The organism is Streptomyces ambofaciens ATCC 23877 (assembly GCF_001267885.1).
In the GTDB taxonomy this organism is placed as follows: Bacteria; Actinomycetota; Actinomycetes; order Streptomycetales; family Streptomycetaceae; genus Streptomyces; species Streptomyces ambofaciens.
The window spans coordinates 6529169-6549266 of record NZ_CP012382.1 but is presented as its reverse complement, the minus strand read 5'-3'; the positions used below and the strand labels follow the sequence as shown (position 1 = coordinate 6549266).

Sequence of the window (20098 nt, the reverse complement as noted above, 5' to 3'; positions counted from 1 at the left end):
ACTCACATTTCACTGAGCTTCACCCTCGGGTCGAAGAGTCCGTAGAGCAGGTCGGCGAGCAGGTTGCCGGCGAGTACGGCGGCGGTGGCGAGGGTGGTGAGGGCGGCCAGCAGCGGGAAGTCGACGGCGGTGGCCGCCTCGACGGTGGCCGCGGCGATGCCCGGCCAGCTGAAGACGCTCTCCACCAGCAGGGCGCCGGTGATGAGTTCGGGGACGCGGGAGCCGATCAGGGTGAGTACCGGCAGCAGCCCCGAGCGCAGGGCGTGTCCGAACAGGACGGTGCCCTCCCCGATGCCGCGGGCCCGCGCGCCGCGCACCGGGTCCTCGGCCAGGGCGTCGCCGACACCCTGGCGCACGTAGAGCGTGAACCAGGGCAGCTGGGAGACGGCGAGCACGCCGGCGGGCAGCACGAGGTGGCTCGCGACCTGGCCGGGGGTGACCTGTTCGCTGGCGGTGTCCGTCAGCCCGCCGGCCGGCAGGACGTCCCACTGGAGGGCGAACAGCCACACGGCGAGCAGGGCGATCCAGAAGACCGGCGCCGCCTCCAGGGTGTACGCGACCGAGGTGACGGCCCGGTCGAGCATCGAGCCGGGGCGGCGGGCGGCCAGCACTCCGAGGAGCGTGCCGACCAGGACGGCGACCGCGAAGGCGACGGCGCACAGCAGCGCGGACCACACGAGGCGTTCGCCGATCACCTGGGCGACCGGCTGGCGCAGCACACCGGAGTGGCCGAGGTCGCCGGTGAGCGCCGAGGTCAGCCAGTTCCACCAGCGGACGACGAAGGACTGGTCCACACCGAGGTTGTCCCGCAGCCGGTCCAGGGTCTCCTGGTCGGCGCCGAGCGCGGCGGTGCCGGCGTACGCCTTGACGGGGTCGAACGGGGAGGCGGCGGCGATGGCGAACACGCCGAAGGTGACGACGAGGACGACGGGGACGGCGAACAGCGCCCGCCGTCCCGCGAGGCGCGCCATCGCCCCCCAGGGCAGACGCCGGGGAGACCGGTTCACTTCTTGGGCTGCCAGTCCTCGATGTTCCACCAGGGTCCGCTCGCGAAGCCGTGTTCATGCGGCTCCAGCTGGGTGGTCAGACCCTTCCAGCGGTCGGTGAGGACGTAGAGGTGGTCGATGTGGGTGAGGAAGGTGTAGCCGGGGTTCTCGACCAGGGCCTGCTGGATCTCGTCGTAGGCCGCCTCGCGCTTCTTCGGGTCCTGAGTGCGCCGCCCGGCGTCGAGCGCCTCGTCCACCGCCGCGTTGTCGTAGCCGGCCATGTTGTTGAAGCCGTCGTTGGCGAGGGAGGAGTGCAGCAGGGTGTAGAGGCCGAAGTCGGGGTCGCCGACGCTGCCGAAGCCCGCGAGCACGGCGTCGTGCTTCATGCGCGGCTCGATGACCTCCCAGGTGGCGCCCTCGACCTTCACCTCGATGCCGGCCTTCTTGGCGTCGGAGGCGTAGGCGAGCGCGTGGTCCTGGCGGACCTTGTCGCCCGAGGGGTAGTACAGGGTGAACGAGGCACGCCGTCCGTCCTTGGCGCGGACGCCGCCGGAACCGGGCTTCCAGCCCGCCTCGTCGAGGATGTGCCTGGCCTCGGCGAGATCGTGCGGGCGCTCGATGCCCCGCGCGTACCAGGGGTCGTCGGCGGGCAGCGGCCCGTACGCGGGCCGACCCGCGCCGTCGAGGATCTTGTCGACCATGGCCCGGCGGTCCACCGCGGCGTCCAGGGCCCGGCGGACGGCCCGGTCGCCGGTGACCTCGCCCGTGGTGGGCAGGGTGACGGCCCGGAAGTCGTAGGACTTCGCCTCGTAGGTGCGGCGGCCGTCGTCGTCCTTGAAGGTGGCGGCGAGGTTGGGCGGCAGGACGGCGCCGTCGAGGTCGCCGGAGCGCAGGCGGGTGGCGCGCACGTTGTCGTCGGCGATGATCGCCGTGGTGAACGACTTCACCGCGGGCTCGCCGCCCCAGTAGTGCGGGTTGGCCTTGAAGGTGAGCTTCTCGCCCTTGCTCCAGCCGGCCAGGACGTACGGGCCGGTCCCGACGGGCTTGGTGTTGAAGTCGCCGGTGTTGGGGTCCTGTCCGCCCGCGACGTGCTCGGGGACGATGGGCAGCACCGTGCGGGCGGCGAAGGCCGCGTACGGGTACTTGAGGGTGAAGACGACGGTGTCGTCGCCGCTCGCGCGGACGTCCTGGACGGCGTCCAGCTCGCTGCGGGCGGTGTTGTTGGTCTTCGCGTCGAGAACGGTGCGGTACGTGTAGACCACGTCCCGGGCCGTCAGCGGCTCCCCGTCACTGAACTTCACGCCCTCGCGCAGGGTGTACGTGTACGTCCGGCCGCCGTCGGCGATCTTCGGCAACGCGGTCGCCAGGGCCGGCTTCAGTCTGAGGTCGGTGTCGCGGGCGAGCAGCCCGTCGAAGATCTTGGAGTTGCCGTCCTTGCCGTAGCCGAGCAGCGGGCTCAGGGTGTCCGGCTCGGAGGCCACGCCGATCACGACGGACTCGGCCGCCTCGGCGTCGTCGCCCTTCCCTCCCCCGGGCGCGGAGCAGGCGCTGACGCCCGCGGCGAACGCCGCCACGACGGCGGCACTTCGTATCGGACGGATCCGACGGGTTGTCATGTCTCCCCCACGCTTGTTGATGGTGCGGGGTTATTGCACATCAGTCGCAATTGAAGCGTCAAGCCAGGTGGGAAAGGATCCAGGGGTGGGACGGAGGAAGTGACGGCCGGCTCGAGGGCCGGTCAGCCGATGCGTGCGGCGAACGCCTCGTACGCGCGGTCGTCGAAGAGGACGAAGCGCGCCTCCGTGACGGACGTGTCGGTGGTGCGGACCGTCTCTACGGCGATGCGGGCCGCGTCGTCCATCGGCCAGCGGTAGACGCCGGTGGAGATGGCGGGGAAGGCGACCGTGCGGGCGCCGAGTTCGTCGGCGACGCGGAGGGACTCGCGGTAGCAGGAGGCGAGGAGGGCGGAGCGGTCCTCGGTCGTGCTGTGCACCGGGCCGACCGTGTGGATCACCCAGCGCGCGTCCAGTTCGCCCGCGGTGGTGGCGACCGCCCGGCCGGTGGGCAGCCCCTTGCCGAGGTGCCCCGCGCGCAGCTCGCGGCACGCCGCGAGGATCGCGGGGCCGCCGCGCCGGTGGATGGCGCCGTCGACGCCACCGCCGCCGAGCAGCGAGCTGTTGGCCGCGTTGACGATGGCGTCCGCGCTCTCGCGGGTGATGTCGCCCCGGACCAGCGTGAGGGCGGTCATGTCTGCCGCAGTCTGCGCCAGACGGCCTTCGCCGCGTTGTGCCCCGACATGCCGTGCACTCCGGGGCCCGGCGGCGTGGCGGAGGAGCAGATGAAGACCGCCGGGTGCGGGGTGCCGTACGGGAACAGGGACAGCTTGGGCCGCAGCATGATCTTGAGGCCGGAGATCGCGCCGGAGGCGATGTCGCCGCCGACGTAGTTGGCGTTGCGGGCGGCGAGTTCGGGCGGGCCGGCGGTGGCGCGGGCGAGGACGCGGTCGCGGAAACCGGGGGCGAAGCGCTCCAGTTGGCGTTCGATGGCGTCCGTGAGGTCGCCGGTCCAGCCGTTGGGGACGTGGCCGTACGCCCAGAAGACGTGCTTGCCCTCCGGTGCCCGGGTGGGGTCGACGACGCTGGGCTGCACGGTGATGAGGAACGGCGGGTCGGGGGCGCGGCCCTCCCGGGAGGCCGCGTTCAGCGCGGCGCCGATCTCCGCGCTGTCGGCGCCCACCTGCACGGTGCCCGCGATGCGGGCCTCCCGGGCGGTCCAGGGGACGGGGCCGTCCAACGCGTAGTCGATCTTGAAGACGCCGGGGCCGTACCGGTAGCCGGCGTAGTGGTTCCCGAGGCCGGCGATGCGGGCCAGGGCGGTGGGCGAGGTGTCGAAGACGTAGGCGCGGGCGGGCGGCAGGTCGTCGAGGCGCTTGACCTCGTAGTCGGTGTGGACGGTGCCGCCGAGTTCCTTGAGGTAGGCGGCGAGCGCGTCGGAGATGGCCTGGGAGCCGCCGCGGGCCACGGGCCAGCCGCGGGCGTGCGCGGCGAGGGCGAAGACCAGGCCTATGGCGCCGGTGGCGAAGCCGCCCAGCGGGGCCATGACGTGCGCGACGAGGCCGGCGATGAGGGTCTTGGCCCGCTCGTCCCGGAAGCGGCGCATCAGCCACGTCGACGGGGGCAGGCCCGCCAGCCCGAAGCGGGCCAGGGTCACCGGATCGCGGGGCAGTGCGGTCAGCGGCAGGGACATGAAGTCGCGGGCGAGCGTGTCCCACCTGGGGAGGAAGGGCTCGACCAGCCTGCGGTAGGCGCCCGCGTCACGCGCTCCGAAGGACGCCGCGGTCTCCCCGACCGACCGGGACAGCACGGCGGCCGAGCCGTCCGGGAAGGGATGCGCCATGGGCAGCCCGGCGTGCAGCCACCGCAGCCCGTACCGCTCCAGGGGCAGGGCGCGGAAGGCGGGCGAGTTGATGCCGAGCGGGTGTGCGGCGGAGCACGGGTCGTGCCGGAAGCCCGGCAGCGTCAGCTCCTCCGTGCGCGCCCCGCCGCCGACGGTGCTCCGCGCCTCGAACACGGCCACCGAGAAGCCGCGGCGGGCCAGCTCCACGGCAGCGGTCAGTCCGTTCGGCCCCGCACCCACTACGACCGCATCGAGCATCGACGGCACCTTCGGACTCCTTCGTCAGCCGATGGCCACTCGGGATCAGGATATGCCCGGGGTCCGACAGCCCGCGGTCGCGGGTGGGGCGGGAGGGACGCGGAAGGGACGTGGGAGGGAGGCGGAGGGCACGTGGGAGGGACGGGTGGCGGGGCCGGGCCGGGGATCAGGCCTCGCCCGACAGCAGGGCCACCACCCGGCGCGCCGTGGCCGCGTCGCGGGCCGCGGTGAACGGCAGGTCGTTGTCGCCCGTGACGCGGAAGGGCTCGCCCGTGCGGGTCAGGTGGGTGCCGCCCGCCTCCTCGACCAGGAGCAGGCCCGCGGCGTGGTCCCAGGCCGCCTCCCAGGAGAAGGCCGTGGCGTCGGACTCCCCGCGGGCGACGGCGAGGTACTCCAGGCCGGCCGAGCCACAGGCGCGGGGTGCCACGCCCGGGGTGCGCAGGCCGGTCAGGGCGTGCTTCTGCTCGTCCGTCGTGTAGTCCGGGTGGGACGTGGCGACCCGCAGGTCGCGGCCGGGCTCGGGCGGACCGGCGTACAGCCGCTCGCCGTCCAGGTAGGCGCCCCGGCCACGGATCGCCGTGGCGAGTCGGTCCAGGGCGGGGGCGTACGTCCACGAGGCGTGCACCACTCCGCGGTGGGCGAGCGCGACCAGCGTGCAGAAGCCCGGGTCGCCGTGCACGAACTGCCGCGTGCCGTCGACGGGGTCGACGATCCACACCGGTGCCTCGCCGCGTATCGCCTCGTACGACGCGGGATTGGCGTGCACGGCCTCCTCGCCGACCACGACCGAGCCCGGGAGCAGGGCGGCCAGGACCTCCGTGAGGTACAGCTCCGCCTTGCGGTCGGCGTCCGTCACCAGGTCGTGCGGTCCGGCCTTCTGGTCCACCTCGTGTGCCGCGAGCCGACGCCAGCGCGGCATGATCTCCTGGGCGGCCGCCTTGCGGACGGCCTCCTCCACGTCGTCGGCGTGCCGGGCGAGAAACTCGTCGATGGTTTCGTTGCTCTCGATCATGACTCCATGAGAGCACGCGCCACTGACAGCCCCCACCCGGGTGGTGGATTCCAGGTGGAATCGGGGCGAACACGGGGCTCGGGTCAGCGGCCGACCGCGTACCCCTGCATCCCGCGCGGATTCGCCGCCGCCGACAGCACGCCCGTCCGCGGGTCCCGCGCGACGGCGCACAGCCGTCCCTCCGACCAGGCCCCGCCGACCGTCACGTCGTGCCCGCGGCGCCTCAGCTCCTCGACGACCTCCGTCGGCATGCGCGACTCCACGGTGACGCTTCCCGCGCGCATGCCGCGCGGGAAGAACGACCCGGGGAAGCTGTCGTTGTGCCAGTTCGGCGCGTCGATCGCGCCCTGGAGGTCGAAGCCGCCGCGCACCGGGGCGCGCAGGGCGACCGCCAGCAGGAAGTGCAGTTGCCACTGGTCCTGCTGATCGCCGCCGGGCGTGCCGAACGCCAGGACGGGCACCCCGTCGCGCAGGGCGATGGAGGGGGTGAGCGTGGTGCGCGGGCGGCGGCCCGGCGTGAGCGAGTTCGGCAGGCCGTCCTCCAGCCAGGTCATCTGGAGCCGGGTGCCGAGCGGGAAGCCCAGTTCGGGCACGACGGGGTTGGACTGGAGCCAGCCGCCGCTGGGCGTGGCCGAGATCATGTTGCCCCAGCGGTCCACGATGTCGAGGTGGCAGGTGTCTCCGCGGGTGCCCCCGTCGGCGGTGACGTCCGGTTCGCCCGGCACCGGGGAGGCCGGGCTCTTGGCGACCGTCGGCTCACCGACCCCCAGCGCGTCGAAGCCCTCGCCCTCCACGGCCGCCACGCGCGCGTGGGCGCTGAGCCGCGGGACGCGCCCACCCGGGCTGCCGGGCCGCAGCTCGAAGGACGCCTTCTCGCCGACGAGCGCCCGCCGGGCCGCGTTGTACTCCGGTGACAGCAGATCGTCGAGCGGCACCCCCTCCGCACCGTCCGCGTCCCCGTACCAGGCCTCCCGGTCGGCCATGGCGAGCTTGCAGCCCTCCGTCAGCAGGTGGACGTAGTCGGCGGAGCCGTGGGCGGGCAGTTCGGGCGGGAGGAGGGCCAGTTGCTGGAGCAGGACGGGGCCCTGGCTCCACGGGCCCGCCTTGCACACCGTCCACCCGTTCCAGTCGTACGTCGCCGGTGCCTCGTAGGTCGCGGACCAGCCGGCGAGGTCGGCGGCCGTCAGGGTCCCGGTGTGGCGCTCACCGCTGGTGTCCAGGGTGGGCCGCCCGGCCTGCCGTACCAGGGCCTCGGCGACGAACCCGGTGCGCCACACCTCCCGTGCCGCGTCGATCTGCGCCTCCCTGTCCCCCGCGCCGGCGGTCTCCGCGAGCAGCCGCTTCCAGGTGGCGGCGAGGGCGGGGTTGCGGAACGGCTCACCGGGGCGGGGCGGACGCCCGTCCGGCAGGTAGACCTCGGCCGCCGAGGTCCACTCCGTCTCGAAGAGTTCCCGCACGGTCTCGACGGTCTCCGCGAAGCGTTCCACGGGCGGGTGTCCGTGCTCGGCGTACTCGATGGCGTACTTCAGCAGGTCGGCCAGGGACTTGGTGCCGTGGTCGCGCAGCAGGAGCAGCCAGGCGTCGAAGGCGCCGGGCACCGCGGCGGCGAGCGGCCCGGTGCCGGGGACGAGATCCAGCCCGAGCCCCCTGTAGTGCGCGACCGTCGCCCCGGCCGGTGCGACCCCCTGCCCGCACAGCACCCGCACCTCGCCGCCCGCGGGGGCGAGCAGGATCGGCACCTCGCCGGCGGGGCCGTTGAGGTGCGGCTCGACGACGTGCAGCACGAAGGCGCCGGCGACGGCGGCATCGTAGGCGTTGCCCCCGTCCTCCAGCACCGCCATGGCCGACTGGGAGGCCAGCCAGTGGGTGGAGGACACCATGCCGAAGGTGCCGCTCAGGGTGGGACGAGTCGTGAATCGCATGTCTGACCTCGGTGTTCGGGTACGTCGGTGAGCCAGTGCGGCAGCGGGACCCGCCGCGGAGACCCGGAGGTGGGGGGTGCGGGGCCGTCTCCTCCTCACCGCCCTTCGTCCTCCGCCGCCCTGACCGGGTGGCGAGGTCCACCGCCGCCGCGCGCGGAGCCGCTGGGCGCGTCGAACCGACGCTATCCCCTCGGGCCGGGCCGGCTGAATACCCGGGCGAGTGCCTGGACCAGGGGGGTGGGCCCGGCGTCGTCCGGTGCCGGTGATCGCGGGTGCGTGGCCCGGCGCGCGGAGTGGCGGGCCGTTCGGCGGCTCAGCGGGCGTCAGGTCTCGGTCGGCTCAGCGGGCCTCGCGCGCCTCGGTCGGTTCAGCGGGCCTCGCGCCTCGGGCGGGCGGGGGTCTGACAGGGTGATGCGGGCCGTGATGCGCTTGCCGGTCGGCTCCTGCTCGATGAACAGATCCTCGGTGACGGCCTTGACGATCTCCAGGCCGTGTTGGCCGATCCTGGCGGGATCGGCGGGCCGGGCGGTCGGAACGGTGGGGTCGCTGTCCCACACGACGATGTCCACGCGTCCGGCGGTGATACCCAACTCCAGCAGGACGGGACCCGGGGCGTACTTGCGCGCGTTGGTGACGAGCTCGCTGACGACCAGTTGGGTCAGGTCCCTCGCCCGTGCCGTCACCGGCAGGCGGTGGTCGGCGCGGGCCCGGTCCAGGAAGGCGGTGGCGTGGTTCCGGGCGTCGGCGATGCAGCCGTCGTCCCCGTCCAGGGCGAAGGCCGCGCGCATCAAGTGCGCGTTCGCTCCCGCACGACCGCCGCCGTCGCCATGGGATCCCACAGGCATCGCCCTCATTCCCCGTTCACCCGCGCACCGGTACCCGCGATGCGGTCACCTATTCCACGGCGGTGTCGTCCGGCAGCCGCACGGGCTCGTCCGGCCGGGCGGTGGAGCGGCAGGGCCCCGCGCGCATCCCTCACCGGGAGAGAGCAGGACGCGCACCCCTGACCGGGAGCAAGCGTGGACGCGGTCGAGGAGACGGCGGCCGAGGGCGGGCAGCCGGGCCGACCGGACGTCGCGGGCTGGCCTGCCGGACGTCGCGGGCTGTCCTACCGTGCGTCGCGGGCTCGGGCCGACCGGGCGTCGCGGGCTCGGGCCGCACGTCACCGGGGGTCGGGCGTGGTGGCACCACGGCCGCGGCGGCTCTCCCGGCGGTTGCCGTGCCAGTCCAGAACCAGTGTGGTCGCGTCGTCGAGCAGCGAGCCCTCGCACGCCTCGTAGACCGCCGCGGTCAACGCCCGGACCACTTCGCGGGGGTGCTCGTCGCGGGTGTCGTGGATGAGGGCCGGCAGGTCGACCGCGGCCGCGGCGCGGTCGTGCATACCGTCGGTGATCAGCACCAGGCGGTCACCCGGTTCCAGGCGCAGCCGCTGCACCTGGTACGTGACGGGAGCGGGCACCCCGAACGGCATGTTGACCTTCATGGCCAGCTCCTCCACGCGGGAGCCGCGCAGCCGCAGGGGCCAGGGGTGACCGGCGTTGACCAGCTCGCAGTCGCCGGATTCCAACCGGACCCGCAGCAGCTGTCCGGTGGTCATGCCCCGCGCGTGGCTGGTGATCGCATGATGGGCGGCGTACGCCTGGTCGAGGAGGCCGTGCCCGGCGCGGCGTGCTCCGCGCAGTGCGTTGACGGTCAGCGTGGCAAGCAGCGCGGAGGCGGTGTCGTGCCCCATCGCGTCGGTGATCGACAGGTGCAGGACGTCCTGGTCGAGGGCGTAGTCGTAGGTGTCGCCGCCGATGTCGTCGGCCGGGACCAAGCCGCCGACCAGGGTGAACTGCTCCGCCTCGCAGCAGGCGGCCGACGGCAGCAGTTGGTGCTGGATCTCCGCGGCCAGGGACATGGGCGTGGTGCGGCGGCAGCAGTGGTACAGGTCGGTGAAGCGGCGGTCGGTGACCACGATGTACGCGAGCGCGTGCGCGGCCTGGGCCACCGCGTCGCGGACCGTGTCGTCCGCGTACGGCACCACCAGCTCCAGCACGCCGACGCAGTCGCCGCGGTTGGTCACCGGGGCCACCAGCCGGCAGCCGCCCTCGCCGTCGTCCTCCTGGTGCAGGCGCTGGGAGCGCAGTACCCGGTCGTACACGCTCCCCGCCAGCTCGAGTCTCTCCGGCTCACCACGCTCCTGTTCCGCCGTACCGGCTCTGGGCAGCCGCAGGGCTTCCCGGCCGAGCATGTCGACGAACAGGAAGGAGACCTCCCTAGCCGAGAACCGCTTCTCCAGGTTCCGGGCCACCACGTCGACCGACTCCACCGGAGCGGCTCCCTCCGCCGCCCGCAACACATCGTCCAGGCCCAAGCCTTCACCGTTCAGCACGCCTACCTCCCCGGTCTATCCACATCGATTGCCCGGCGACCTGCACCTACACGCGTCAGCCTGTCGAGTGGGCGCGAGTCCGACGCGATGAGCCACACCCGTGTCGCCGTCGGTGCGAGGAGTGTTCCTTTTCGATCACTGACGGGTGGGCCGGCCCCCGCCGACGGCCCCAGGGGAACGCGACCCCGTCGTGGGCGGGCGTTAAAGTGCCTGAGGAAGTATGTGCGCGTCTGTCCGATGTCCGAGCGTCCGGCTCATGACCCGTGCCGCGCGCCGGAAGGGAACGAAAGCCGTGCATGGCGAGTACAAGATCCCCGGCGGCAAGCTGGTCGTCGTGGACGTGGAGTCCGAGCAGGGCGTGCTGCGGCACGTGCGCGTGGCGGGCGACTTCTTCCTGGAACCGGACGAGGCCCTGGACGCCGTGAACGGCGCGCTGGAGGGCGCCCCGGCGGACACCGACGCGGCGGGACTGGCCGCGCGGATCGACGCGGCGCTGCCCGAGGGCACCGTGATGTACGGCCTGACCTCGGAGGGCGTCGGTGTCGCGGTGCGCCGGGCCCTCGCGCACGCCACGGACTGGACGGACTACGACTGGCAGCTGATCCACGAGGGTCCGCAGTCCCCCGCCCTGCACATGGCCCTGGACGAGGTACTCACCGCCGAGGTCGCGGCGGGCCGGCGTCCGCCGACCCTGCGGGTCTGGGAGTGGGGCGCCCCGGCGGTGATCATCGGCAGCTTCCAGTCGCTGCGCAACGAGGTGGACGCGGAAGGGGCCGCGCGTCACGGCATCGAGGTGGTGCGCCGGATCTCCGGCGGCGGCGCGATGTTCGTGGAGCCCGGCAACACGATCACCTACTCGCTGTCCGTGCCGGAGGCGCTGGTGCAGGGACTGTCCTTCCAGGACAGCTACGCCTACCTCGACGACTGGGTGCTCGGCGCCCTCGGTGAGATGGGCATCCGTGCCTGGTACCAGCCGCTGAACGACATCGCCACGGACCAGGGCAAGATCGCGGGCGCCGCGCAGAAGCGCGTCGTGGGACCGGGCGGTGGGCCCGGCGCCGTGCTGCACCACGTGACCATGTCGTACGACATCGACGCCGACAAGATGTTGGAGGTGCTCCGCATCGGGCGGGAGAAGCTGTCCGACAAGGGCACCAGGAGCGCGCGGAAGCGGGTCGATCCGCTGCGCCGGCAGACCGGGCTGGCGCGCGAGGCCGTGATCGAGCGGATGATCGGCTCGTTCGCCGGTCGCTACGGGCTGACCCGGGGCAAGGTGACCGACGGGGAACTGGCCCGGGCACGCGAACTGGCACGCGCCAAGTTCGGCTCCCCCGAGTGGACGGCGCGGGTGCCCTAGACGGGCCCGGGCCCGTGGGTTCGCCCCTCGGACGGGGGCCGGCGGCGTGCCTCCACCAGGCCCGACTCGTACGCGAACACCACCAGTTGCGCCCGGTCCCGGGCGGCCAGCTTGGTCATCGCCCGGCTGATGTGCGTCTTGGCGGTCAGCGGGCTGATGACCATGTGCGCGGCGATCTCCTCGTTGCTGAGCCCGCGCGCGGCCAGCGCGGTCACCTCGCGTTCGCGGCGGGTGAGCCGGTCCAGGCCGGGGGCGCCGGCCCGGTCCGGGGGCCGGGCGACGAACTCGCCGATCAGGGTGCGGGTGACCGACGGCGAGAGCAGGGCCTCGCCGCGCGCCACCACCTCGATGGCCTGGAGCAGGTCGGCGGGCTCGGTGTCCTTCAGGAGGAAGCCGCTCGCTCCCGCCCGCAGGGCCTCGAAGACGTACTCGTCCAGCCCGTAGTTGGTGAGGATGACCACGCGCACGGCGGCGAGGGCCGGGTCGGCGGCGATGCGTCGGGTCGCCTCGATGCCCGACATCACCGGCATCTGCACGTCGACCAGCGCCACGTCGGGCACCCGCGCCCGTACCAGTGCGACACCCTGCTCGCCGTCCGCGGCCTCCCCGACCACCTCGATGCCCTCCTCGGCGTCGAGGAGGGCCCGGAAGCCGGCCCGCATCAGCGCCTGGTCGTCGACGAGCGCCACCCGCAGCACCTCGCTCACCCCGTCTCCCCCAGCGGCAGCCGGGCCCGCACCGAGAAGCCGCCCTGCCCGCGAGGTGCGGCGAGCAGGGTGCCGCCGAGGGCCGTGACGCGTTCCCGCATGCCGGTCAGGCCGGTGCCCGGCGCCGGCGGCCGGGCCGGGTCGGCGGTTCCGTCGTCGTCCACGCCTATGGTCAACTCCCCCTGGTGCCAGGTGCCGTAGTCGAGGTGGACCGTCACCTTCGCCGGTCCCGCGTGCCGCGCCGCGTTGGTGAGGGCCTCCTGGACGATGCGGTAGGCGGCCAGGTCGACGGCCCGTGGCAGCGGGCGCTCCTCGCCGGTGACCGTCAGACCGACGGACAGACCGGCGGCGCGGGCCCGTTCCACGAGCAGCGCGGGGGTGCCGGTGGGCTCGTCGGCGCGCAGCACCTGCAGGGCGGAGCGCAGTTCGCGCATCGCCTCGCCACTGGCCTCCTGGATGGCGAGCAGCGCGGGCGGCACCTCCTCGCCGCGCTTGCGGGCCAGGTGGACGGCGACACCCGCCTGGAGCTTGACGATGGAGATGCTGTGCGTGAGCGAGTCGTGCAACTCCCGGGCGATCCGCAGGCGCTCCTCCCCGGCGCGGCGCAGGGCCGCCTCCTCCCGGGTGCGTTCGGCCTCCAGGGCGCGCTGTTCGGTCTGCCGCAGGTACGCCTGCCAGTTTCGGTCGGCGAGCCCGGTCACCACCGCGCACAGGAACCAGCCGGCGAGCAGCCCGGCCTGCTCGGCCACCTCCTGGGTCCCGGGGCCGGTCGCCACGTACCCGGCCAGGAACACCGCGCCGCCGGCCGCGGCGAGACCCCGGTGGCCGACCCGGGCCGCGGTGTGCACGGCGCCGAGGACGGGCAGGGCCGAGAGCGGCCCGGGGTGGGCGTGCACGACGTACGCCGTGCCGAGCACGGTGGCGACGGCCAGCACCGCGCGCGGGGCGGTGCGGTGGAACGCCAGGGAGGCCGAGGCCAGGGCGATCAGCGCGTGGTCGACGGCGGTCGTGTCCGCGTCGAACGCGGCGACGGTCATGCAGAGGGCGCCGACCACGGCCGCGAGGACCGCGTCGGCGAGCCGTCCACGATCGATCCGACGCCCACTCATGCCCGCACCCTAGACGGCTCGGCCGGCGACCGCGTCCGCCCTGTGGACGGCTTGCGGACTACTCCCGGCGGCGTAGTGACCGCCCGGACCGGGCCCCGGCGGCGCAGATCCGACCGCATCCGGCGGTACGACGACCGCGGGCACCCACCGGGCGCACGCTGCTGTCCATGCCCACACCCTTCCGTCACACCGAACCGATCCCCCCGAAGGCGGCCACCGGCCGCGTCGCGGCGGTCTACGAGCAGATCAGCCGGGACTTCGGCATTCCCGAACCCGCTCCCTTCGTGGTCCTCTCCTCCGCGCCCGAACTGCTCGCCCCCGCCTGGGCGCTGATGCGGGAGTCCCTGATCGCCGGCCCCGGCGGCCGGACCGGCAAGGAGGTCGCCGCCTTCGGGGTGTCGCAGGCCAACAAGTGCCGGTTCTGCGTGGACGCGCACACCATGCTGCTGCACGCCACCGGCGACCACGCCCTCGCCGAACGCCTCGCCCGGGGGCGGGAACCGCAGGACGAGCGGCACGCGCGCGTGCTGGAGTGGGCACGGCGCACCCGGATCCCGGGGGCGGTCCGGGAGCCGTACCCGTTCCCGCCCGAGGAGACGCCCGGCTACCTGGGCACGGCGCTCTCCTTCCACTTCGTCAACCGTGTCGTGTCCGCGCTCGTCAGCGAGAGCGTGTTCCCGGGCGACGCCCAGCGGCTGCGACCGGTACGGAGTCTGGCGGGCCGGTCCCTGTCCCGCGCGGTGCGCCGCCCCGCCGTGCCGGGCGCCTCCCTGCCGCTGCTCGACGACCCCGCCCCCGGCCCGGGGCCCCGGTGGGCGGCGGGCACACCGGTCGGCCCGGCCTACGCGGCGCTGCGCACCGCCGCCATGACGGGCGCCGGCCTCCTCGACCCCGACGACCAGGCCCTGGTGCGGCGGGCCCTGCGTGACTGGGACGGGTCCCATCCGCCTCTCACCCCGGACCCGTTCCCCGGCCGGCGGGAACGGCCCGGCGCCCGGCTGGCGCTGCTGGCCGCGCTCGCGCCGTACCGCGTCACGGCTGAGGACGTCGCGGCCTGGCGCCGGCCCGAGCACACCGACCACTGCCTGGTGCGCCTCGTCGCGTACGGCGCGTTCGCCGCCGTGGACCGCGTCGAGACCGCCCTGTCCGCACCCGACGCCCCGTCCCCCACCCGGCACACCACCCAGGAGACCTCATGACGTTCGTCGCCGACCCCCGTCAGGCCGCAGTGTGGAACGGTCCCGTCGGCGCCCACTGGGCCGCCCACCAGGGCCGCTACGACGCGATGCTGGCGGGACTGAACGACACCCTGTTCGACGCGGCCGCCGTCACCCCCGGCGACCGTGTCCTCGACGTCGGCTGCGGGGCCGGTGCGACGACCCGGATCGCGGCGCGGCTGGCCGCCCCCGGGCAGGTGGTCGGCGTCGACATCTCGACGCCACTGCTGGAGCGGGCCCGCGCGAGCACCGCCGCCGAGGGGATCGCCAACGCCGCCTACGAGTGCGCCGACGCGCAGACGCGTCCCTTCCCGGCCGGCGGGTACGACGTGGTGCTCAGCCGGGGCGGGGTGATGTTCTTCGCCGATCACGCCGCCGCCTTCCGGAACCTGGCGCGGGCGCTGCGGCCGGGGGGCAGGCTCGCGTTCGTCTGCCCGCGGCCGCCGGGCCCGCACTCGGAAGAGGGCCGGGTGCTCGGCCTGTTCGGGCGGCTCGTCGACGCGGAGCCCGGCCCGGACCAGGTCGCCGCGCGGACCGCGATGGCCTCGCTGATGGACCCGGACCGCATCCGGGAGGTCCTCGCCGGATACGAGGAGGTGGCGGTCGACCCGGTGACCGTCGAGGCGGTCTGGGGCCGGGACGTGCCGGACGCCGTGGAGTTCCTGCTGTCGCGGGTCCCGGGCGGCGCGCTCCCCGCCTCGCGGCTGGCCGAGCTGGAGGAGGCGCTGCGTCCCTTCGCGACCGACACGGGGGTGCGGTTGCGGGGCGGGGTGTGGCGGGTGACGGCCGTGCGGCCGTGACCGGTCCAGCCCCCGCTCCCGCCCCCGGTGGAGGTCTCCCGTCCGTCTGCGTCACCGCGCGGGCACGGACCGAGTTCGCCCTTCCGCCCCACGGGGACTCGTGTGAGACTGGCGTCCCGTCCGCAGTGCGGACCCTCTCCGCACCGTCCCCCACGAGAAGTGCGCCGTGCGTTCTCTTCCTCTGCCGCTCGCCCTGACCGCGCGTCTGGCGCCGGTCGCCGTGCTCGCCACGGCCGGCTGGGCGCTGTCGTCCGGACCGGACACCTCTCCGGCCGCCCAGGAGCGGACGTCGCCCGACCCCGCCCACCGGTCCGCCTCCGCGCCGGCGACGCAGGCGGTGACGAGGACGTACACCGCCGCCCCCGCGCCCTGCGAGAGCCTGGCCGGCAAGTCGGTCGGCTCCCTGGTGCCGGGGGCGAAGGCGGCCGGCAAGGAGATCCCGTCGACCGACAGCAAGGTGCGCCGCACCTGCTCGTGGAACGCGCTGAAGGGCTACGACTACCGCTGGCTCGACGTCTCCTTCGAGGTGATGGCGTCGGACGAGGCGGCGCGGAAGTCGTACGAGGAACGGGTCGCCGACCGCAGTGGCGGTGGTGAGGTCCCCGGGCTCGGCGACGCGGCCTACTCGGTGGTGAACCTCACCACCGAGGACAAGCAGCAGACGCGCGAGGGCACCGTGCTGGTCCGGGCGTCCAACGCCCTGGTGATGATCACGTACAACGGCAGCGACTTCGAGTCGAAGAAGGCCCCCGGCACGGACGAGATCAACAAGGGGGCCATCAAGGCGGCCAAGGAGGCCCTGGCCGCCTTGGCCGACGGCTAGGGCCGCACCGTCGCGGCGCCCCGGCCCGGCCGGGTGGCGGGCAGCAGCATGAGCGCCAGGTACAGCACCATGGAGGTGCCGAGTCCCACGGCCCAGCCGTAGTCGGCCAGCGGTTCCAGGAACGGCACGGGCCGGCCGTCGATCAGGGGGTGGAAGTCGGCGCCGCCGACGGCCAGGACGCCACCGACGACGAGGGCGACGACCGCCCGCCAGTTCCATCCGGCGTCGTACCAGTAGCGTCCGCCCGCACGGTACAGGTCGACCAGGTCGAGACGGGCGCGGCGCAGGATCCAGTAGTCCGCGACGAGGATTCCGGCGACCGTGCCGAGCAGTCCGCCGACCAGGCCGAGCCAGGTGAAGATGTAGCCCTCGGGGTCGGAGTACAGCTTCCACGGGAAGATCAGCACCGCGAGGACGCAGGTGATGAGCGCGCCGGCCCGGAAGGTCACCTTGCGCGGCGCGACGTTGGAGAAGTCGAAGGCCGGTGAGACCAGGTTGGCCGCGATGTTCACGGACAGGGTGGCGACCAGGACGGTGACGAGGGCGAAGAGCAGCCCCACCGCGTTGTCCGTCTTGGCGGCGAGTTTCACCGGGTCCCAGATCGGCTCCCCGTACACCGCCTGGGAGCCGGAGGTGACCATCACGGACAGGAAGGCGAACAGTGTCATGGTGGTCGGCAGGCCCAGGGCCTGACCGCGGGTCTGCGCCTTCTGGCTCTTCCCGTAGCGGGTGAAGTCCGGGATGTTCAGGGACAGCGTGGACCAGAAGCCGATCATGCCCATCAGGGAGGGCCAGAACAGCTTCCAGAAGTCGCCGCCCCAGCCCAGTCGCGACGGCTGGTCGAAGAGCGGGCCGAAGCCTCCCGCCTTGTCGGCCATCCACCACAGCATCACGAACGCCCCGACCAGCACGAAGGGCGCCGCCCAGTTCTCGAAGCGGCGGATCGTCTCCATGCCGCGGTAGATGATGGCGACCTGCATCGCCCAGAAGATCGCGAACGACAGCCACATCGTCCAGGCGTACCCGCCGAAGGCGGCCGCGTCCGTCCAGCCGTCGCCGATCAGCTTGCCGGCCAGGAAGTAGATCGCCTCGCCGCCGATCCAGGTCTGGATGCCGAACCAGCCGCACGCCACGAGCGCCCGCACCACGGCCGGCAGGTTGGCGCCGCGGATGCCGAAGGAGGCGCGGGCGAAGACCGGGAAGGGGATGCCGTACTTGGGGCCCGCGTGCCCGGTGAGCAGCATCGGGACGAGCACGATGACATTGGCCAGGGCGATGGTGAGCACCGCCTGCTTCCAGTCCATGCCGACGGCGATCAGGCCGGAGGCCAGGGTCCAGGAGGCCGTGTTGTGGGCCATGCCGACCCACAGCGCCGAGAAGTTGTACGTGGTCCAGGTGCGCTTGCCGACGGGGACCGGCAGCAGGTCCTCGTTGGCGTAGGGGCCGCTCGGCGGCGGGGAGCCGGGGGCGAGCTCCACGCGCCCGTCGGGGAGGATGACTTGGGCGGACGGCGGTATCGCCGTGGGCGCGGTGTCGGTCATGGGCAGGCCAATCGTGCGGCGGGACGGGAGAGGCCGTGCGGGAGGTGCCGAGGGGGGTGCGCGGGTGCGCCCTGGGCCCCTCCCCCGAGCGGGGAGGGGGTGCGGGGTCAGGTGTCGAGGGCCGGGATGACGTGGGTGCCGTAGGCGTCGATCACGGCTTCCTGGGCGTCGTGCATGTCGTAGAGCGCGAACTGGTCGACGCCGAGGGCGCGCAGGGCCTTCAGCTTCTCGACGTGCTTCTCGGCCGGACCGATGAGGCAGAACCGGTCGACGACCTCGTCCGGCACGAACTGGGTGTCGGGATTGCCGCTGCGCCCGTGGTGGGCGTAGTCGTAGCCCTGTCGGGCCTTGATGTACTCGGTGAGTTCGTCGGGTACGGCGGCGGAGTGCGCGCCGTACCTGTCCACCAGGTCGGCCACGTGGTTGCCGACCATGCCGCCGAACCAGCGGCACTGCTCGCGCGCGTGGGCGAGTGCCTCGGGCGAGTCGTCGGCGGTGACGTAGGCCGGGGCGGCGACGCAGACCGTCACCTCGGACGGGTCGCGCCCGGCGGCGACGGCGGCGTCCTTGACGGCTTTGACCATGTACTCGGTGAGGTAGAGGTCGGCGAGCTGGAGGATGAACCCGTCGGCCTGCTCACCGGCCATCTTCAGGGCCTTCGGGCCGTACGCCGCCATCCAGACGGGCAGTTCGGCGCCCGGCCGGACCCAGGGGAACCTGACGACGGTGCCGCCGCCGAGGTCGGCCTCCTCCCCGCGGGCCAGCGCCCGGATGACCTTCATCGCGTCGCTGATGCGGGCGAGGGTGTTGGGCCTGCGGCCGGCGACGCGCATCGCGGAGTCGCCGCGGCCGATGCCGCAGACGGTGCGGTTGCCGAACATGTCGTTGAGGGTGGCGAAGGTGGAGGCGGTCACCTCCCAGGTGCGGGTACCGGGGTTGGTCACCATCGGACCGACCGTGAGCCGGGTGGTGCTGCCGAGGATCTGGCTGTAGATGACGAACGGCTCCTGCCACAGCACGGCGGAGTCGAAGGTCCAGCCGTAGCGGAAGCCGCTCCGCTCGGCCCGTTGCATCAGGCTGACGACACGGGAGGCCGGCGGGTCGGTCTGGAGGACGAGTCCGAAGTCCATGAGCGGGGCTCCTAGCTGAGGTACTGGCAGGTGGAGCGCGGCGTGTAGACGCCGTGGCCCTTGCGTCCGGTGTACTCCCGGTCGGTGAGGACCGCTTCGCCGCGCGAGAGCACCGTCTCCACCCGGCCGGTGATCCGCTTGCCCTCGTACGCCGAGTAGTCGACGTTCATGTGGTGGGTCTCGGCGGAGACGACCTGCTCGGCGTGCGGGTCGTAGACGACGATGTCGGCGTCGGCACCGGGCGCGATGGTGCCCTTCTTGGGGTAGAGGCCGAACATGCGGGCCGGGGTGGCGCAGGCGATCTCGATCCAGCGGCGGCGGCTGATGTGTCCGTCGACCACGGCCTGGTGGAGCAGGTCCATGCGGTGCTCGACGCCCGGCATACCGTTGGGGATCTTGGAGAAGTCGCCGCGTCCCAGCTCCTTCTGGCCGCTGAAGCAGAAGGGGCAGTGGTCGGTGGAGACGACCTGGAGGTCGTTGGTCCGCAGGCCCCGCCACAGGGCCGCCTGGTGCTCGCGCGGGCGCAGCGGGGTGCTGCACACGTACTTGGCACCCTCGAAGTCGGGCTCGGCGAGGTTGTCGGTGGACAGGAAGAGGTACTGCGGGCAGGTCTCGCCGAAGACGTTCAGGCCCTCGTCGCGGGCCCGGGTCAGCTCGGCCACCGCCTCCTGGGCCGAGACGTGCACGACGTACAGCGGCGCGCCGGCCACCTGGGCGAGCCTGATGGCGCGGTGGGTCGCCTCGGCCTCCAGCAGGGCCTTGCGGACCTCCCCGTGGTAGCGCGGGTCGGTCTCTCCGCGGGCGAGGGCCTGCTCGACCAGGACGTCGATCGCGATGCCGTTCTCGGCGTGCATCATGATCAGTCCGCCGTTCTCGGCGGCACGCTGCATGGCCCGCAGGATCTGGCCGTCGTCGGAGTAGAAGACGCCCGGGTACGCCATGAACTGCTTGAACGACGTCACCCCCTCCTCCACCAGGAGGTCCATCTCCTTGAGCGTGTCCTGGTTCACGTCGGAGACGATCATGTGGAAGCCGTAGTCGATCGCGCAGTTGCCCTCGGCCTTGGCGTGCCAGGCGTCCAGGCCCTCGCGCAGGGAGTGGCCGACGCTCTGGACGGCGAAGTCGACGACGGTGGTCGTACCGCCCCACGCGGCGGCCCGGGTGCCCGTCTCGAAGGTGTCCGCGGCGTAGGTGCCGCCGAACGGCATCTCCATGTGGGTGTGTCCGTCGACGCCGCCCGGGATGACGTACTTCCCGCTCGCGTCGATCACCCGCTCGGCCGAGAGGGCTCCGGCGGCGGGGGTGCCGCTCGCGGCGAGGGCGGCGACACGGCCGTCCTCGATCAGGACGTCGGCGTGGATCTCGTCGGACGCGGTGATGACGAGGCCACCGCGGATGACGGTACGGCTGCTCATGCTGTTCCCTCCTGTCAAAGGCCCGGCCGGTCAGGGCGCGTCAAAGGCCCG

Annotated in this window: 17 protein-coding genes; 4 read left to right on the top strand and 13 right to left on the bottom strand. The window is 73.4% G+C overall.

Going from position 1 to position 20098, the window contains the following annotated elements; translation table 11 throughout:
- Nucleotides 1-2: 2 nt before the first annotated feature.
- The 8 genes from SAM23877_RS28720 to SAM23877_RS28685 form a co-directional block, all read right to left on the bottom strand.
- The gene (locus SAM23877_RS28720) at nucleotides 3-971 is read right to left on the bottom strand and encodes an ABC transporter permease (protein WP_053139351.1); all 969 of its coding nucleotides are present in this window, start codon (nucleotides 969-971) and stop codon (nucleotides 3-5) included.
- A gap of 32 nt (nucleotides 972-1003) precedes the next feature.
- A complete protein-coding gene (locus SAM23877_RS28715; RefSeq protein ID WP_053139349.1) occupies nucleotides 1004-2602 on the bottom strand; it encodes an ABC transporter substrate-binding protein in 1599 nt (532 codons plus the stop codon).
- A 122-nt stretch (nucleotides 2603-2724) separates the two neighbouring features.
- Nucleotides 2725-3234, bottom strand: a complete 510-nt coding sequence (locus SAM23877_RS28710) for an O-acetyl-ADP-ribose deacetylase (protein ID WP_053139347.1) — start codon at nucleotides 3232-3234, stop codon at nucleotides 2725-2727.
- Nucleotides 3231-4640 (bottom strand): phytoene desaturase family protein, encoded by a 1410-nt coding sequence (locus SAM23877_RS28705; RefSeq protein ID WP_053142974.1) that lies wholly within the window; start codon nucleotides 4638-4640, stop codon nucleotides 3231-3233. The genes SAM23877_RS28710 and SAM23877_RS28705 overlap by 4 nt, the downstream gene beginning before the upstream one ends.
- A 166-nt stretch (nucleotides 4641-4806) precedes the next feature.
- Nucleotides 4807-5652, bottom strand: coding sequence for an inositol monophosphatase family protein (locus SAM23877_RS28700; RefSeq protein ID WP_053139345.1), 846 nt, complete (start codon nucleotides 5650-5652; stop codon nucleotides 4807-4809).
- A gap of 83 nt (nucleotides 5653-5735) precedes the next feature.
- Nucleotides 5736-7574 carry a gamma-glutamyltransferase family protein gene (locus SAM23877_RS28695; protein WP_053139343.1) on the bottom strand — a complete coding sequence of 613 codons (1839 nt, stop codon included), beginning with the start codon at nucleotides 7572-7574 and terminating at the stop codon, nucleotides 5736-5738.
- Between the two features lie 323 nt (nucleotides 7575-7897).
- Complete coding sequence (locus tag SAM23877_RS28690; RefSeq protein ID WP_053139341.1) at nucleotides 7898-8413, bottom strand: ATP-binding protein; 516 nt, start codon at nucleotides 8411-8413, stop codon at nucleotides 7898-7900.
- A 323-nt stretch (nucleotides 8414-8736) separates the two neighbouring features.
- Nucleotides 8737-9945: a PP2C family protein-serine/threonine phosphatase gene (locus tag SAM23877_RS28685; RefSeq protein ID WP_053142972.1), complete on the bottom strand. Its 1209-nt coding sequence runs from the start codon at nucleotides 9943-9945 to the stop codon at nucleotides 8737-8739.
- A 295-nt stretch (nucleotides 9946-10240) separates the two neighbouring features.
- Between SAM23877_RS28685 and lplAB the strand changes: the two genes are divergently transcribed.
- Nucleotides 10241-11305: a lipoate-protein ligase LplAB gene (gene lplAB, locus SAM23877_RS28680; RefSeq protein WP_053139339.1), complete on the top strand. Its 1065-nt coding sequence runs from the start codon at nucleotides 10241-10243 to the stop codon at nucleotides 11303-11305.
- Here the strand turns inward: lplAB and SAM23877_RS28675 are convergent.
- Both SAM23877_RS28675 and SAM23877_RS28670 read right to left on the bottom strand, forming a co-directional pair.
- Nucleotides 11302-12003 (bottom strand): response regulator, encoded by a 702-nt coding sequence (locus SAM23877_RS28675; RefSeq protein WP_053142969.1) that lies wholly within the window; start codon nucleotides 12001-12003, stop codon nucleotides 11302-11304. The two genes, lplAB and SAM23877_RS28675, sit on opposite strands and share 4 nt — an antisense overlap.
- A 5-nt stretch (nucleotides 12004-12008) precedes the next feature.
- Nucleotides 12009-13121: a sensor histidine kinase gene (locus SAM23877_RS28670; RefSeq protein WP_053139337.1), complete on the bottom strand. Its 1113-nt coding sequence runs from the start codon at nucleotides 13119-13121 to the stop codon at nucleotides 12009-12011.
- A 167-nt stretch (nucleotides 13122-13288) separates the two neighbouring features.
- Between SAM23877_RS28670 and SAM23877_RS28665 the strand changes: the two genes are divergently transcribed.
- The 3 genes from SAM23877_RS28665 to SAM23877_RS28655 all read left to right on the top strand — a co-directional run bounded on the left by SAM23877_RS28665 (nucleotide 13289) and on the right by SAM23877_RS28655 (nucleotide 15961).
- Nucleotides 13289-14320: a carboxymuconolactone decarboxylase family protein gene (locus SAM23877_RS28665; RefSeq protein ID WP_053139335.1), complete on the top strand. Its 1032-nt coding sequence runs from the start codon at nucleotides 13289-13291 to the stop codon at nucleotides 14318-14320.
- Entirely contained in the window at nucleotides 14317-15138 is an 822-nt protein-coding gene (locus SAM23877_RS28660; RefSeq protein ID WP_053139333.1) for a class I SAM-dependent methyltransferase, read from the top strand. The genes SAM23877_RS28665 and SAM23877_RS28660 overlap by 4 nt, the downstream gene beginning before the upstream one ends.
- Before the next feature lie 166 nt (nucleotides 15139-15304).
- A complete protein-coding gene (locus tag SAM23877_RS28655; RefSeq protein ID WP_053139331.1) occupies nucleotides 15305-15961 on the top strand; it encodes a hypothetical protein in 657 nt (218 codons plus the stop codon).
- On the opposite strand, the gene SAM23877_RS28650 is transcribed toward SAM23877_RS28655, so the two are convergent.
- The 3 genes from SAM23877_RS28650 to hydA form a co-directional block, all read right to left on the bottom strand.
- Nucleotides 15958-17502, bottom strand: coding sequence for an NCS1 family nucleobase:cation symporter-1 (locus SAM23877_RS28650; RefSeq protein WP_053139329.1), 1545 nt, complete (start codon nucleotides 17500-17502; stop codon nucleotides 15958-15960). The genes SAM23877_RS28655 and SAM23877_RS28650 overlap by 4 nt on opposite strands.
- 107 nt (nucleotides 17503-17609) lie before the next feature.
- Nucleotides 17610-18632: a TIGR03842 family LLM class F420-dependent oxidoreductase gene (locus tag SAM23877_RS28645; RefSeq protein ID WP_053139327.1), complete on the bottom strand. Its 1023-nt coding sequence runs from the start codon at nucleotides 18630-18632 to the stop codon at nucleotides 17610-17612.
- Nucleotides 18633-18643: 11 nt separating this feature from the next.
- On the bottom strand, nucleotides 18644-20047 hold the full coding sequence (gene hydA, locus SAM23877_RS28640; protein WP_053139325.1) for a dihydropyrimidinase: 1404 nt from the start codon (nucleotides 20045-20047) through the stop codon (nucleotides 18644-18646).
- Nucleotides 20048-20098: the final 51 nt, after the last annotated feature.